Consider the following 14,471-nt stretch of genomic DNA (forward strand, 5'->3'; position numbering starts at 1 on the left):
CTGATGTCTAGCGTAGCCGTGCCCGCCTGTGGGAGCGACGCCCTCGTCGCGAAAAGTACGTCTGATCACCGCGAGGGCGCAGCTCCTACAAAACCAACGCTGGTTTTTCTGCATGGCATCGGCGGGCGGGCCAGTTCGTGGTGTGCCATCCAGCAGGCCTGCGCACAAGCGGGTTACGCCAGTGTGGCCTGGGACATGCCGGGCTACGGCGACAGTCCGATGATCGAGCCTTGCACTTTTGACGACTTGGCAGATGCTCTTGCCACGCTGATGGATGCACAGGGTTTGCAGCAAGCCGTGTTGGTGGGCCACAGTCTGGGCGGCATGGTGGCCTTGCAAATGTGGGCACGTCACCCTGAGCGTGTGGCAGGCTTGGTGCTGGCCGCCAGCAGTCCGGGTTTTGGTCAAAGCGGCGGCGATTTTCAACAAGCCTTCATCGCGCAGCGCTTGGCTCCATTGGAAGCAGGCCAAAGCATGGGCGATGTGGCTGATGCACTGGTGCCAACCATGGTGGCACCGGGCTTTGACGGCCCGGGTCTGGCGCAGGCCAAAGCCTGCATGGGCTCCATCACGCCAGCCGCCTACAAAGCGGCGCTCAGCGCGCTGGTGCAATTTGAGCAGCGCAGCGCCTTGCCCACGATCACCGTGCCCACGCTGTGCATCGCGGCCGAACACGACCGCACCGCTGCGCCCGCGGTGGTGCAGCGCATGGCCGAAAAGATTCCTCATGCGCAATACCTGTGCCTGCCGGGCGTGGGCCATTTGCTGACGTTTGAGCAACCCGACAGCTTTGCCGATGCACTGCTGCCTTTTTTGCGGAGCTTTTGATGACCGATGTGCAAGATAAAACCCAGCCCACCGTCATGCCCATCTGTGGCGACGATTACCCCCTGACCGAAAAACAGCAAAAGCTGATGGCTTTGGCGCGGCAACTCGGCCGCGAAAAGTTCGCCCCCCGCGCCGCGCAGCTCGACCGCGACGCCCAGTTCCCGTTTGCCAACTACGACGACATGCGCGACTCGGGCCTGCTGGCTTTGTGCGTGCCCGAAGCGCATGGCGGCCAGGGTGCCGATTACGCCACCTATGCGATGGTGTCGGCCGAGATTGGTCGCTACTGCGGCGCCACCGCGCTCACCTTCAACATGCACGTCTGCACCATGCTTTGGAGCGGCTTGTTGTCTGAAGACTTGGAGATGACGCCCGAGCAACGCGCCTCACACCGCACGCACCAGGCCACCCACTTTGCACGGGTGGTGAAAGACGGTGCGATTTACGCGCAGCCGTTTTCAGAAGGCGGCGCTGCGGCCTCAGGGGCGCAACCCTTCGGCACCCTCGCCGTCAAGGTCGATGGCGGCTGGAAGATCAACGGTAAAAAAATCTTCGCATCCCTGTCAGACGCCGCCGATTACTTTGGCGTGCTGTGTACCGAGAAAAAAGAGGGCGCTGACCTGTCGCGCCGCGACACCCTGTACCTGGCCATCCCCCGCACCGCGCCGGGCCTGACGATCGAAGGTGACTGGGACCCTTTGGGCATGCGTGCCACCGTGTCGCGCAACCTGATTTTCAAAGACGTGTTCGTGCCCGACGACGCGGCGCTCATGCCGCAGGGCCTGTATTTCCAAGCCGCCAGCCGCTGGCCCCACATGTTCATGACGCTCTCGCCCACCTACATGGGCATCGCGCAAGCGGCGTACGACTTCACCGTGGCCTATCTGCGTGGCGAGATTGCGGGCACGGGCCCTGTCAAGCGCCGCCAGTTCGCCACCAAACAGATCGCCGTGGCCGAGATGTTCATCAAGCTCGAACAAACCCGCAACCTGTTCCTGCGTGCTATTGAAGACGCGAAGGTGGACCCAAGCAAATCCACCCGCCTGCGGGCCTATGCCGCGCAGTACACCATCATGGAAAACGCACAAGACATCGCCCGTTTGGCCATCCGCACCTGTGGCGGTCAGTCCATGCTCAAAAGCCTGCCGCTGGAGCGCCTCTACCGCGATGCACGTTGCGGCTCGCTCATGCTGCCCTGGACGGCCGAGCTGTGCATGGACCGCATTGGCCGCGAAGCCCTGTACGAACCCGGCGAAAAAGACGAGTGATGGGGGCAGAAGAAACCAGCCCCCTCGCGGCGCGCTTTGCGCAGCTCGCGCACGAGCGCGGCGCGCAGCCGGCCATGACCTTCAGGGGCGACGAGCGCCAACCCGATCAGACCTTTGAATACGACTTCGCCAAGTTCTGGCGGCGCGTGGCACGCGTCACCGCGCACCTGCAGTCCACTTGGGGCGTGCAGCCGGGTGACCGCGTGGCCTGGCTCGGGTTTAACCATGAGCTGCAGTTGGTCACGTTGGTGGCCTGTGCCCGTTTGGGCGCGGTGTTCTTGCCGCTCAACTTTCGCTTGGCGGTGCCCGAGTTGCAGCAGGTCATGCAAGACGCCCAGCCGCGCCTGCTGGTGCACGACAGCCACCATGCCGTCACGGCGCAGGCACTGCAAGGCGCAGACCTACAGCACACCCACCACGACAGCCTGATTGCCACCGCCTCGCCTCGTGCGCTGCCACTGCCCGCCGTGCATGGCGACTTGCCGCTGCTGTTGGTCTACACCTCCGGCACCACAGGCGTGCCCAAGGGCGCGGTGCACACACAGGCGGCGCTGTTGGCCAATGCCCGCGCCAGTGCCTGGGCGCACGACTTTGTGCCGGGCGACAAGGTGCTGTCCACGTTGCCCATGTTCCATGTGGGCGGCCTGTGCATCCAGACCCTGCCCGCGCTGCTGGCAGGGGTGGAGGTGGTCTTGCACCCGCGCTTTGACCCGTCGGCTTGGTTGGATGAAATGCACACGAGCCGCCCCACGCTGTCGCTCTTGGTTCCCGCCACCATGCGTGCCTTGTTTGAACACCCGCGCTGGGCGGACACCTCGCTCGCTTGCCTGCGCGGCATCATGACCGGCTCGTCCACCGTGCCTGTGGCTTACCTCGAAACGTTGCACGCACGCGGCGTGCCCGTGGGCCAGGTCTACGGCACCACCGAAACCGGCCCGGTGTCCATCGTGCTGCGCTTGCCCGAGGCCATGGCCCGCGTGGGCGCGTCGGGCTGGCCACACCCGCAAGCGCAGGTCAAACTCATCAACGCCCAAGGGCAAGAAGTTGGCCCCGGAGAAACGGGCGAAGTCTGCATCCGCGCTGACAACCTGATGCGCGGCTACTGGAGCACAGACGGGCAGGCTGGCGTCGGTTTGCAAGATGGTTGGTTCCACTCCGGCGACCTGGGCCAGCGCGCCGAAGACGGCTGCATCACCATCGTGGGCCGCAGCAAAGACATGATCATCTCGGGTGGCGAAAACATCTACCCGGCCGAAATCGAAAACCAGCTTGTCACCTTGCCCGGCGTGGCCGAGAACGCGGTGGTCGGCGTGGCCGATGCCCGCTGGGGCGAAGTGCCCGTGGCGGTGCTGGTGCGCAGCCCCGACGCCGCAGGGCAGACCCTGACGGCCGAAGCCGTGTTGCAACACCTGCAAATCCGCATCGCCCGCTTCAAGTTGCCGCGCCGCGTGGTGTTCATGGACAGCCTGCCCAAGAGTGCCTTGGGCAAGGTACTCAAGCCGCAGCTGCAACAGCTTTTGCAGGGGTGAGCTGAGGGCATCAGGCCGATTGCTGTATCACACACGGGGGCCTTGAATGGCCAGCCACGGTGTGACCCAGCAAGGGTTTGCCAAGCCGGCCCTCAAAGGTCCCGGCGTTTCATCGCGTTTTCGATGAAACCGGCTTGCCGAATGGCCAGGGCCACGATGGTGAGGGTCGGGTTGCAGGCGCCGCTGGAAGTGAATTGGCTGCCGTCCGAGACAAAGAGGTTTTTGATGTCGTGCGCCTGACCGTGGCGGTTGACCACCCCGTCTCGGGCTTTTTCACTCATGCGGTTGGTGCCCATGTTGTGGCTGGCCGGGTAAGGCGGCATGTCGATCACACGCTTGGCCCCGACGGCTTCGGACAAAGCACGCCATTGCTTGAGGCCGTGGCTGGCGAGCCGATCATCGTTGGCGGTGTAGGTCTTGGTGACGACGGGGACGGGCAGACCGTACTGGTCTTTTTCCGTGGCGTGCAGGGTGATGCGGTTATCCGCCATGGCCTGGTCTTCGCCGCACACCCAGACGCAGGTCATGTGGTCATACAAATCAATGGCCGACGTGAAATCGCGCCCCCAGCCGCCCGGTTGCATGAAGGCCGCCATGAAGGGCAGGCCCAGAGACAAACCTTCCAGGTAATAACCGCCATTGAAGCCGCGTGATGCGTCATGTCGTGCTTCATCGGCCACCACCGCACCAATAGAGGTGCCACGGTACATGTAGACAGGTTTGTCATAAATCGACGCCGCTGCCGCCGTGGAGTGGTTCATGTAATTGCGCCCCACCTGTCCGGACGAGTTGGCCAAACCGTCACGGAACATGCTGGAGGCCGAGTTCAGCAAGAGGCGTGGCGACTCAATCGAGTTGCCTGCGACACAAACGATGCGCGCTTTCTGGAAATGCTGCTTGCCGTTTTTGTCGGCATACAGCACACCCGTGGCTTTGCCCTGTGCGTCATGTTCAATGCGCAGGGCCATGGACTGCGGGCGCAGTTCCACCTTGCCGGTGCCCAGGGCATCCGGGATGTCTGCATACAGGGTGGACCATTTCGCGCCGATCTTGCAGCCCTGCATGCAAAAGCCGATTTGCTGGCAACCGGGGCGGTGCTGGTAGGCCTGCGAGTTGATGGCCATGGGGCGCACGATGTTTTTGTAGCCGATCTTGCGCGCCCCGGCAGCGATGACCTTGTAGTGGTTGTTCTCAGGCAGCATGGGCAATCCGCTGGCAGCAGTGCCCGTGACGCCCAACTTCTTTTCGGCCAGCTCATAAAAGGGCGCCATTTCAGCGTAATCCACAGGCCAATCCATCACTTGCGTGCCCGCTTGTTCGCCATAGGTGCTGCGGGTTTTGAATTCGTGCGGCTGAAAGCGCAAGGCAAGGCCAGCCCAGTGGACAGATGAACCACCGACGCCCTTGACGATCCAGGCGGGCAGTCCGGGGTAGGTCTTGGTGTGGTGCCAGCCACCGGCCGAGATGCGCTTGTCCAGCCAGGAAATTTTGTTGAACATGCCCCATTCGTCGTTGTCGATATCGTCCTGGGTGTAGTGCTTGCCTGCCTCCAGAATCACGCAGTTGATGCCCTTTTGGGCCAACTCATTGGCCAGGGTTCCGCCGCCCGCGCCGGAGCCGACGATGACCACGACGCTGTCGTCGTTGAGGCTAAATTGTTTAGGTGTTGCCATGTGTTTGTCTCCTGAAAATGGGCTCAAAGCCAGTTGATGTCGTTGAAGCCGCGGTTGACGTAACCGCCCTTTTGCCAAGATGAGCCTTCGTAGCCCAACATGGGCCAGACCTGCTTGTTGTCGTAAAGACCGGTGACCATGTCACCGCGAATTTTTTGAAAGAAAGGCGACTGCTCGATGCCTTTGAGAACGCTGACGCGATCGGCTTCTTTGGCAATTGCGGCGTAGCTGCTGCCAAAGCGGCGCTTGGCTTGCGCGTCCAGTTCTGCCACACCCTCGGTGATCATTTTTTTCAGGGCCGCGTCTTTGGCCGAGGCTTTCTCATGGGCCATCAGCGCCTGCAGGTAATAGCGGTCGGCCAGCTTGTCGTGCGGATAAATGTCGCGTGCCATGCGCAGCAGCGTGGTGCCGGTTTGGCTGCCCAGTACCTTGAACGACGCTGCGTGCAAGGCCGTGGGGGCCATGCTCAGCGCCGTGACTGGCACGACGCTCATGCCGGCGGCACCGGCGAGAAAGCTTCGGCGCTGCACTTGGGGCAGTTTGTCGAGGACACGCATGGAAGGTTTTTGAGTGCTCATAAAGTCTCCTGAGGTAAAAATGAATGGAGCGCTTCTTGCACGGCCAAAGCCAGTGCAGGAAACACATCGTGGGCCGTGACAGCGTGGCCCCCATACGCACTGACCGAAGTCGTTGCGCATTCAAGGTCCATGGCGTCTGTCAGGGGTTTGCCCATGGCTTGGCACAGCAGTGCCCAGTCGGGCGGGCTCACCAAAACACCGGCGGTCAGCAACACGCCCGTGCTTCGGCGGACCTGGGCGAGACCGACGAGCTTTCGCCCATCGGCCACGACTTCCCAGGGGGACAAGCCTGCAAAACAGGCCCAATGAGGGGGACTGTTCGCGGGCTTGTCCTCTGGCTTGGACGCGTGCTTGGCCAGGGCTTGCGCGGGCACCCCCCAACTGTTTTGCAAGGCAGTGGCCATGCTCTCGCCCAACCAGCGGTAGCTGCTCAAAATCCCTGCGCTGACAGCCGGGTGGTCAGGCGGCAGCATGACCGACAGGCTCAGCATCCAGGGGCCCGTCAGCACCGCACCGCCACCGGCATGGCGCACCAGCGCGGGTATGGGGCTGTCGGGCAGTTGCGCCAAGCTGGCGCGTTGCCCACAGCCCAGCACCAAAGCAGGTTCCGTGTAGCGCCAAAAGCGCGTGATCGGCTGCGTCACCAGCGTGCTCAGTTGCTGCTCGTTCCAGCGTTGTTCCTCTGCCGCAGACACCGTCAGGCAATCGACAGGCCAGTCGCGCTTCATGGCAGGACTCCTGCTTCAAGTCGCTTGCGCAAGTCGGCCAAGAACAGGGCGGCAGGGTGACCATCCACAGCGCGGTGATCGAACACCAAAGTCATGGACATCATGGGCGCCATCACGATCTGGCCGTCACGCACCACGGGGGTGTCCAGCGTGCGGCCGATGCCCAAAATACCCACTTGGGGTGGATTGAGAATCGGCGTGAACCAGTCAATGCCCGTGGCCCCCAGGTTCGTCACCGTGAAGCTGCCGCCCTGATAGGCCTTGGGCGGCAAGCTTTGCTGGCGTGCTGCTGCGGCCAATTCCCGAACCTGCTGCGCCATGTCGGTCAGTGACCTGGCCGCCGCGTTGCGGATCACAGGCACAGCCAAGCCTTCTGCCAGCGCGACGGCCATGCCCAGATTCACCACGCTCTGCGGGGCGATGCCCTCGGGGGTCAGCCACGCGTTGAGTGCGGGGTGATCCCGCAAAGCGCCTGCGACCGCGCTGAGCACCTGGGGCGTGACGCCGACTTGTTGACCCAGGCAGGCCGTCATGTCGACTTCCACGGTCATGGCCACGCGAGGGGCTTGCCAGCCCAAGGTCATGTTGCGCGCAATCGCACCTCGCATGCCTTTGAGGGGAATGACGCTCATGACAGCTCGATCAGTGTGGTGCCGCGTGCGAAAGTCTCCTCGACTTGAACGCAAATGCGTTGCACGGTGCCGGCCACGGGGGCCGTGATTTCATGGCTGGACTTGACCAGCACCACGCTGCCCAGCACTTGACCTGCCGTCACCGTGTCTTGTTCTTTGACCCGCCATTCTTCCACCAGGGCTTCGGTGCCCTCATCCACATCGGCCCACAATTCGGCGGGCAAGGTCACGGCGTTCATGCGGCCACCTTCACTTTCGGCGCCACCATCAAGGCTTGTGCCTGCTGCACGATGTTGGCCACTTGCGGGATGACGAATTGTTCCAGCGGGCGGCTGTAGGGAATCGGCACATCGGGCACGGCCAAGCGTCGCACAGGCGTTTTGAGGGTCAGGATGTCCAGGTTTTCGGCCACCAGTGCGGCGATCTCGCCCGACAGACCAAAGCTCAAATAGTCTTCATCGGCCACCAGCAGACGCCCCGTCTTGCTGACCGAGGCCAAGATGGTTTCGCGGTCCAGGGGCACCACGGTGCGCAAATCCACAATCTCGGCGTCGATGCCCTGTGCGGCCAGGGTTTCGGCGGCCAGCACCGCTTTTTGCACCATCTGGCTGAGCGTGACGATCGTCACATCGCGGCCTTCGCGCACAACCTTGGCCTTGCCGAATGGGATGGTGTAAGCCTCTTGCGGCACCTCGTTGGTACTGCCCTCCAGGTAGGACATCCAGGGCAGGCCCATGATGCCTTTGTGGAACATGAAGACCACGGGGTTGTTGTCCCGAATGGCCTGGGTCATCAAACCCTTGGCGTCATAGGCGTTGGAGGGCACCACCACCTTGAGACCCGGCATGTGGGCAAATGTGGCGTACAAGCATTGCGAGTGCTGCGCCGCATCGTTGTAGCCGCCGCCAATGGCCGTCATCAGCACCATCGGCAGCTGGATGTTGCCACCGGCCATGTAGGTGTTTTTGGCCATGTGGTTGTAGATCATGTCCATGCACACGCCAAAGAAGTCGACAAACATCAATTCGGCAATCGGGCGCATGCCTTCTGCCGCTGCGCCGATGGCCGCGCCAATGAAGCCGGTTTCAGAGATGGGCGTGTCCATGATGCGGTCTTTGCCAAACTTGTCGAGCAGGCCGCCGGTGGCGCCGAAGATGCCGCCGTACTTGCCGACGTCTTCGCCGAGCACAAAGACTTCTGCGTCGCGTTCCATCTCCTGGCCAATGGCTTCGGAGATGGCTTGGGCCATGGTGAGTTTGCGGTTGGGTTGGGTCATGAAGGACTCCTGAAATGTGAGGGGGTGTGGGGTTTTCCGAGGCTGAAACGTTCAGGCAAAGACATGCAGCAAGGCGTCTTCGGCTTCGGGGTAGGGGCTGTTGCGCGCGAAGTCGTAAGCCTCTTGAACGCGCTGGTGCACGGCCTGGCGCAATGCCGCGTCTTGGCCATCGTCCAGGGCGCCCAGGGCACGCAGTTGCTGCGCTAGGTGCGGGATCGGATCGTTTTTGCGCAATGCCTCTGTTTCGCCTTTGGGGCGGTAGGTTTCCGGATCACCTTGAAAGTGACCCAGGTAGCGGTCGGTTTTGACCTCGATCAGGGTCGGCCCAAGGCCTGCGCGTGCCCGCGCCACGGCTTGGCCTGCGGCTTTGAACACTTCGACGGCGTCGTTGTCTTTCACCAAAATGCCAGGCATGCCGTATGCCGCTGCACGGTCTGAATTCCAGGCCACAGAGGTCGATTCGGACTTTTCGACCGAGATGGCATACGCGTTGTCTTCGCACACAAAAATCACAGGCAAGCGCCACAGGGCAGCCAGGTTCATGGATTCATGGAAGGCCCCCTGGTTGGTGGCACCTTCTCCAAAAAAGGCGACGGCCACCGCGTCGGTGCCGCGCTTTTTGGCGGCCAGCGCCGCGCCGCAAGCCGGGGGCATGCTGGCACCCACGATGCCGCTGCAGCTGAACTTGTGCTCCGGGTCAAACAAATGCATGTGGCCACCCTTGCCACGGCCCAGGCCCGTGGCCTTGCCAAACATCTCGGCTGTCATGGGGTTGAGGGGCACGCCCTTGGCAATGGCAAAGTGGTGCGGGCGGTGTGCGCCCACCACGGTGTCGTCTTGGCGCAGATGCGCGCACACCCCAACGGCCACCGGCTCCTGGCCTGCGGCCAGGTGCATCTCTCCGGGCACGGGGCCTGAGCCGATGTCAAAGGCCAGGCCTTTTTGAATGGCGGGCGGCAGTTTGCCTTCCATATACACCTTGACCATGGTCTCTTCGTACTCACGAATTTCGACCATCGTTTCGTACATCCACCGCAATTGCTCGGTACTTGCTTGCATGCATATCTCCTCAAGTTCTGGTGCCGTGCACCGTCGAATGACGGGCATCGGACGATGAACTTTTGCAATCGCCGTGCCAGCGGGAAAAAGCCAGATTCAGCAAGGGATTGCCCTGACTGCATGGCCGCTGGCCTGTTGCAAAAGGCAGACAGCTGATGCAATGGCCGCCTTTCGGGGTGCGACAGGTGTTGCATTCCCATGCAACAAATGACACGTTTCAGTCGGGTAAGCGCCAATGAAAACAGAGGCGTAAATGACTACGATCGGGCGTTTTGTCAACGACTACACGTAGGCATACGGCGTTTGGAGAAATACCTCTTGCAGCGCTGGTATGGGCGTGTTCACCCCTTTCACCATGTCCTTTTCAGCTTCCGTCATCGACCAGCGCATTCGTCAGGCCATGCAGGGCGACTCGGCCCTGGCCAATTCCTGGAAACGGTCTTTGGAGCGCTACCAGATCGACCCCGGTCTGAGCACGCCACCCAGGGTGTATTCGAGGGGCCAGCTCAAGGATTACCAAACGCCGTTGGAAGACTTGATGCACACCGCGCGCGAGGGCATGAATCAACTCTCGCGCCAAGTTCGGGATGCTGGTTATGTGGTGTTGCTGACCGATCCACAAGGCGTGACGGTGGACTTTGTGAACAACGAGGCCCACGACAAAGAGCTGAGACATGCGGGTCTTTATGTGGGGGCTTGCTGGTCAGAGGAGGTGGAAGGCACTTGCGCGGTGGGCGTGTGTTCGATTGAACGCGCCCCCATCACCGTGCACCACGATGAGCACTTTCGCTCGCCCAACACCACCTTGACCTGCAGCTCTGCCCCGGTGTTCGGACCTGGGGGTGATTTGCTGGCCGTTCTGGATGCATCGGCGCTGTATTCACCGCACGACAAGCGCAGCCAACACCTGGTGCTGCAAATGGTGTCGCAAACGGCCCGAATGGTCGAGGACGCTTATTTTTTGCGCCAGCATCGCCACCACTGCGTCTTGCATCTGAGCGAAAGTCGGGCCTTGCTGGATGTGCAGGTCAGCCTCTTGATGGCCTTGGACGAGAGCGGTCGGGTCATGGCCGCCAACAGCCGGGCGCGTCAGTGCTTGGGGGCGCATCCGGACCATCCACTGGCGCATGCGCTGACGTGCATGGGGGCAGACATCGGCCATGTGTTGGGCCTGGACATGCCCGCACTGGTCACGCAGGCGCACCGGGCCAAAGGTGACGCCTTCGAAGTGCGCCATGTGGCCAGTGCGCGGCGCTACTTTGCCAAACTCACGCATCCCACGCAGCCGCGTGTGAACAGGGTCTTGGCAAACCATGCCCAGGCCGCTTCGGTGGGCACGGACCTGCAAGCTTTGCATGTGCTGGCCGGTACGGACCCCTTGATGATGTCCAACGTGCTCAAGGCCAGTCGGGTGATGAACAAGGGCATTTCGGTCTTGCTGCATGGGGAGACTGGCACGGGCAAGGAAATGTTTGCGCAAGCCATGCACCAGTGCAGCGCCCGCAAAGCCCAAGCCTTTATCGCCCTCAATTGCGCAGCCATTCCCGAAAGCCTGATTGAGAGTGAGTTGTTTGGCTATGCGGATGGTGCCTTTACCGGGGCACGCGCCAAAGGGGTCAAGGGCAAGATCCAGCAAGCCGATGGCGGCACCTTGTTTCTGGATGAAATTGGCGACATGCCACTGGCTTTGCAGACCCGCTTGTTGCGCGTTCTGGCGGAAGGTGAAGTCATGCCCTTGGGCGCAGAGGTGTCGGCCAAAGTGGATGTGCAGGTCATTTGCGCTTCGCACCGCAAGCTGTTGTCCATGGTGGAAGAGGGGCACTTCCGGCAGGACTTGTATTTTCGTTTGAGTGGCATCGTGATCGAGTTGCCGGCCTTGCGCGAACGCCAGGATTTGGGCGCACTGATTGAACAGGTCTTGCACGCGCAAACACGCGCACAGTCCAGGGTGTTCATTCCCACCATCACGCCAGAGGCCTGCGATTTGTTGAAGCACTACGCATGGCCTGGCAATATCCGCGAGTTGAAAAACGTCTTGCGAACGGCGGTGGCCTTGTGTGAACGCAATCTGATCGAGCCCAGGCATTTGCCTCGCGAGTTGCAGTGCGTTGCTGGCGTGCCTTTGTTGCCGCCCCGCTTGGCCTCGGGGGAGCCGCTGGCGTCATGCACGGCCCTGTCCAGCCAGCCACCGTCTTCCATGCCGGAGTCAGCCCTGCACGAGAAAAGCGCCCAACTCTTGGCGCACTTGCGCCAAGAGCGCTGGAATGTCTCGGAAGTGGCCCGCCAACGGGGCGTCAGCCGCTCCACCATTTACCGGCGCATGGCGCGCGAAGGCATCAGTGCGCCGATTTGAGGAGGATCAAGCCGCGTCTTGCGCAAGCCGGACATGTTTGTCTGGGGGGCAACCTCAGACAAACCCTAGATCGGGGGGTGTTTCGGCGCTTGGGTGACAGGGCCTGGGCCTGAAGATGTCATCATTCAGGGATAACGTTTTTAAAGGAGACCTGCATGATTTCAAAATTGAACCGCCGACACATCATGGGTGGTGTTGCGGCCGCTGCCTTGCTGGCAACTTCGTCCATGGCTTGGGCCCAAACCGCCTGGCCCAACAAGCCCGTCAAGATCGTGGTGCCCTTTGCACCCGGCGGCACCACCGACATCTTGGCCCGCGCCATTGCGCCCGAATTGAGCAAAGCCTTTGGCCAGCAGTTCGTCATCGAGAACAAAGGGGGAGCGGGGGGCAACCTGGGGGCAGAAATCGTGTCCAAGTCGGCAGGCGACGGCTACACCCTGCTCATGGGCACCGTGGGCACACACGGCATCAACCGCGCCCTGTACGCCAAGCTGCCCTACGACCCCTTCAAAGACTTCGCGCCCATCACGCTCGTCGCGGGTGTGCCCAACGTGATGGTGATCAACGCCGAAAAAGCGGTGGCCAACAAAATCAACAACGTCAACGACTTCATCAAATACGCCAAAGCCAACCCTGGCAAGCTGAACATGGCGTCGAGTGGCAACGGCACCTCCATCCATTTGGCGGGCGAGTTGTTCAAGAGCCAAACCGGCATTTTCATGGCCCACATTCCTTACCGGGGTTCTGGCCCCGCGTTGCTGGACTTGTCGGGCGGCAACATGGACGTGATGTTTGACAACTTGCCATCGTCCATTCCCTTGATCAAAGGCGGCAAGCTCAAAGCCCTGGCAGTGACCAGTTCCCAGCGCTCGGCAGCGATGCCTGAGTTGCCCACCATCGAAGAAGCTGCCGGGCTCAAGGGCTTTGAAGCCAGCAGTTGGTTTGGCTTGCTGGCCCCCGCTGGCACCCCTGCTGACGTGGTCAACCGCATCCAGCAAGAAGTTGCCAAGGCTCTGGCCACCCCCGCTTTGAAAGAGCGCTTGGCCACTTTGGGGGCCATCCCCAGTGGCAACACGCCTGCGCAATTTGCGGCATTGATTGACGCTGAGCACAAAAAGTGGGCCGAAGTCGTCAAGGCCTCAGGTGCCAAGGTCGACTGATGTCTTGGTTTGAAGGCTTCGAGCGGCAAACGCTCACGGTGATGGGCTTGCCGGTCTGCTATCGGCAATCGGCCGACTGGGCCGCGCAAGCGCACTTGCCCGTGCTGGTGTTGCTGCACGGCTTTCCGCAAACCCATGTCATGTGGCACCGCGTCGCGCAAAACCTGCGCGGCCGTTACCGCCTGGTCATGCCCGATCTGCGGGGCTACGGCGATTCGTCGCACGCCGTGGGCGACGCCGAGCACGCGCACTACAGCAAACGCGCCATGGCGCAAGAAGTGGTGGGCTTGCTCGACGCCTTGGGTGTGGGCGACTTTTTCTTGTGCGGTCACGACCGGGGCGGGCGCGTGGCGCACCGTTTGGCGCTGGACCATGCCCAGCGGGTCAAGAAGTTGTGCGTGATCGACATTGCGCCAACGCTGGACATGTACAGCGGCAATTGGGGTAAAGCGCCCGAGGTCTCCGGCCCGGTGGCCGACCCCTACTTTGCCTTTGCACAGGCCTACTACCACTGGTTCCACCTGACGCAGCCCGCGCCCTTGCCCGAATTCATGATCGGCGGCAACGCCAAAGCCTATTTGCACGCCAAGCTGGGCGGCTGGGGCAGCCAGGGCTTGGCCTACATCGAGCCCGAGGCCTTGGCCGAATACGAACGCGCCTTTTGCAATCCAATGCTGAACGAGCAAGGCTGGCCCGCCGCCATCCACAGCGCGGCCGAAGACTACCGCGCCAGCGCAGGCATTGACCTGGAGCACGACCGTGCAGGCCGCGAGCGGGGAGACAAAATTGCTTGTGACACCTTGGTGTTGTGGGGCAGCCGGGGCGTGGTCAACCGCATGTTCAAGCCTGTCGAGCTGTGGCAAGCCCAATGCGCAGGCCATGTGGCAGGTCAGGTCATGCCTTCGGGCCATTTCATCCCCGAAGAATTGCCCGAAGCCACCAGCGATGCGCTGGCAAATTGGATGGTTTGATTTTGTAGGCGCGACGCCCTCGTCGCGAAAACCCTCGCAGACCACAGTCCATCGCCCCGAGGGCGGGGCTCCCACAAAATGCGGGGCTTCCACAAAACGGGGGCTTTGCCCCTGTAGGAGCGACGCCCCCGTCGCGAAAATCCTCGCAGACCACGACCCATCGCCCCGAGGGCGGGGCTCCCACAAAATGCGGGGTTTCCCCAAAATGGGGGCTTTGCCCCTGTAGGAGCGACGCCCTCGTCGCGAAAACCCTCGCAGACCACTCCATCGCCCCGAGGGCGGGGCTCCCAGTGCGCCCGTGAAGGCGCGTACACAGCATGGTGAGAGTCCATGTCGGGGTAAGCCAAGGCCCCGTAGTCGAAGGTAACTGCGTCGCTGCGAAGCGGGGTGGGGAGCAACCGGAGGCGAACTGGCGG

13 protein-coding genes are annotated in these 14,471 nt (G+C 62.0%); 6 read left to right on the forward strand and 7 right to left on the reverse strand.

Annotated features, from left to right (window positions below; genetic code table 11):
* Positions 1–3: 3 nt before the first annotated feature.
* From B9Z48_RS18000 to B9Z48_RS18010, 3 genes are read left to right on the forward strand one after another with little or no spacing between them, the layout of a single operon-like run.
* Complete coding sequence (locus B9Z48_RS18000) at positions 4–828, forward strand: alpha/beta fold hydrolase (RefSeq protein WP_089956389.1); 825 nt, start codon at positions 4–6, stop codon at positions 826–828.
* 35 nt (positions 829–863) lie between these two features.
* Entirely contained in the window at positions 864–2,096 is a 1,233-nt protein-coding gene (locus B9Z48_RS18005; RefSeq protein ID WP_089956387.1) for an acyl-CoA dehydrogenase family protein, read from the forward strand.
* Entirely contained in the window at positions 2,096–3,625 is a 1,530-nt protein-coding gene (locus B9Z48_RS18010; RefSeq protein ID WP_108380181.1) for a class I adenylate-forming enzyme family protein, read from the forward strand. The genes B9Z48_RS18005 and B9Z48_RS18010 overlap by 1 nt, the downstream gene beginning before the upstream one ends.
* A 92-nt stretch (positions 3,626–3,717) precedes the next feature.
* Here the strand turns inward: B9Z48_RS18010 and B9Z48_RS18015 are convergent, their stop codons facing one another.
* Genes B9Z48_RS18015 through B9Z48_RS18045 form a run of 7 tightly spaced genes read right to left on the reverse strand, consistent with a single transcriptional unit; the run spans position 3,718 to position 9,571 of the window.
* Entirely contained in the window at positions 3,718–5,298 is a 1,581-nt protein-coding gene (locus B9Z48_RS18015) for a GMC family oxidoreductase (protein ID WP_108380182.1), read from the reverse strand.
* 23 nt (positions 5,299–5,321) lie between these two features.
* Positions 5,322–5,876 carry a gluconate 2-dehydrogenase subunit 3 family protein gene (locus tag B9Z48_RS18020; RefSeq protein WP_199233547.1) on the reverse strand — a complete coding sequence of 185 codons (555 nt, stop codon included), beginning with the start codon at positions 5,874–5,876 and terminating at the stop codon, positions 5,322–5,324.
* Positions 5,873–6,604, reverse strand: coding sequence for a ligase (locus B9Z48_RS18025; RefSeq protein ID WP_108380183.1), 732 nt, complete (start codon positions 6,602–6,604; stop codon positions 5,873–5,875). Before B9Z48_RS18025 ends, B9Z48_RS18020 begins: the two co-directional genes overlap by 4 nt.
* Complete coding sequence (locus B9Z48_RS18030; RefSeq protein ID WP_108380184.1) at positions 6,601–7,236, reverse strand: dihydrolipoamide acetyltransferase family protein; 636 nt, start codon at positions 7,234–7,236, stop codon at positions 6,601–6,603. Before B9Z48_RS18030 ends, B9Z48_RS18025 begins: the two co-directional genes overlap by 4 nt.
* Positions 7,233–7,475: a lipoyl domain-containing protein gene (locus B9Z48_RS18035; RefSeq protein ID WP_090140198.1), complete on the reverse strand. Its 243-nt coding sequence runs from the start codon at positions 7,473–7,475 to the stop codon at positions 7,233–7,235. Before B9Z48_RS18035 ends, B9Z48_RS18030 begins: the two co-directional genes overlap by 4 nt.
* Positions 7,472–8,512 (reverse strand): alpha-ketoacid dehydrogenase subunit beta, encoded by a 1,041-nt coding sequence (locus B9Z48_RS18040; RefSeq protein WP_108380185.1) that lies wholly within the window; start codon positions 8,510–8,512, stop codon positions 7,472–7,474. Before B9Z48_RS18040 ends, B9Z48_RS18035 begins: the two co-directional genes overlap by 4 nt.
* A 51-nt stretch (positions 8,513–8,563) precedes the next feature.
* Entirely contained in the window at positions 8,564–9,571 is a 1,008-nt protein-coding gene (locus tag B9Z48_RS18045; protein ID WP_108380186.1) for a thiamine pyrophosphate-dependent dehydrogenase E1 component subunit alpha, read from the reverse strand.
* A gap of 355 nt (positions 9,572–9,926) precedes the next feature.
* On the opposite strand from B9Z48_RS18045, the gene B9Z48_RS18050 reads away from it, so the two are divergent.
* The 3 genes from B9Z48_RS18050 to B9Z48_RS18060 all read left to right on the forward strand — a co-directional run bounded on the left by B9Z48_RS18050 (position 9,927) and on the right by B9Z48_RS18060 (position 14,055).
* Positions 9,927–11,924 carry a sigma-54-dependent Fis family transcriptional regulator gene (locus B9Z48_RS18050; RefSeq protein ID WP_233261187.1) on the forward strand — a complete coding sequence of 666 codons (1,998 nt, stop codon included), beginning with the start codon at positions 9,927–9,929 and terminating at the stop codon, positions 11,922–11,924.
* A 185-nt stretch (positions 11,925–12,109) separates the two neighbouring features.
* A complete protein-coding gene (locus B9Z48_RS18055; protein ID WP_233261190.1) occupies positions 12,110–13,084 on the forward strand; it encodes a tripartite tricarboxylate transporter substrate binding protein in 975 nt (324 codons plus the stop codon).
* Positions 13,084–14,055 (forward strand): alpha/beta fold hydrolase, encoded by a 972-nt coding sequence (locus tag B9Z48_RS18060; protein WP_108380188.1) that lies wholly within the window; start codon positions 13,084–13,086, stop codon positions 14,053–14,055. The genes B9Z48_RS18055 and B9Z48_RS18060 overlap by 1 nt, the downstream gene beginning before the upstream one ends.
* Positions 14,056–14,471 lie beyond the last annotated feature (416 nt).

Source organism: Limnohabitans sp. WS1 (genome assembly GCF_003063265.1).
Taxonomy (GTDB): domain Bacteria; phylum Pseudomonadota; class Gammaproteobacteria; order Burkholderiales; family Burkholderiaceae_C; genus Limnohabitans_A.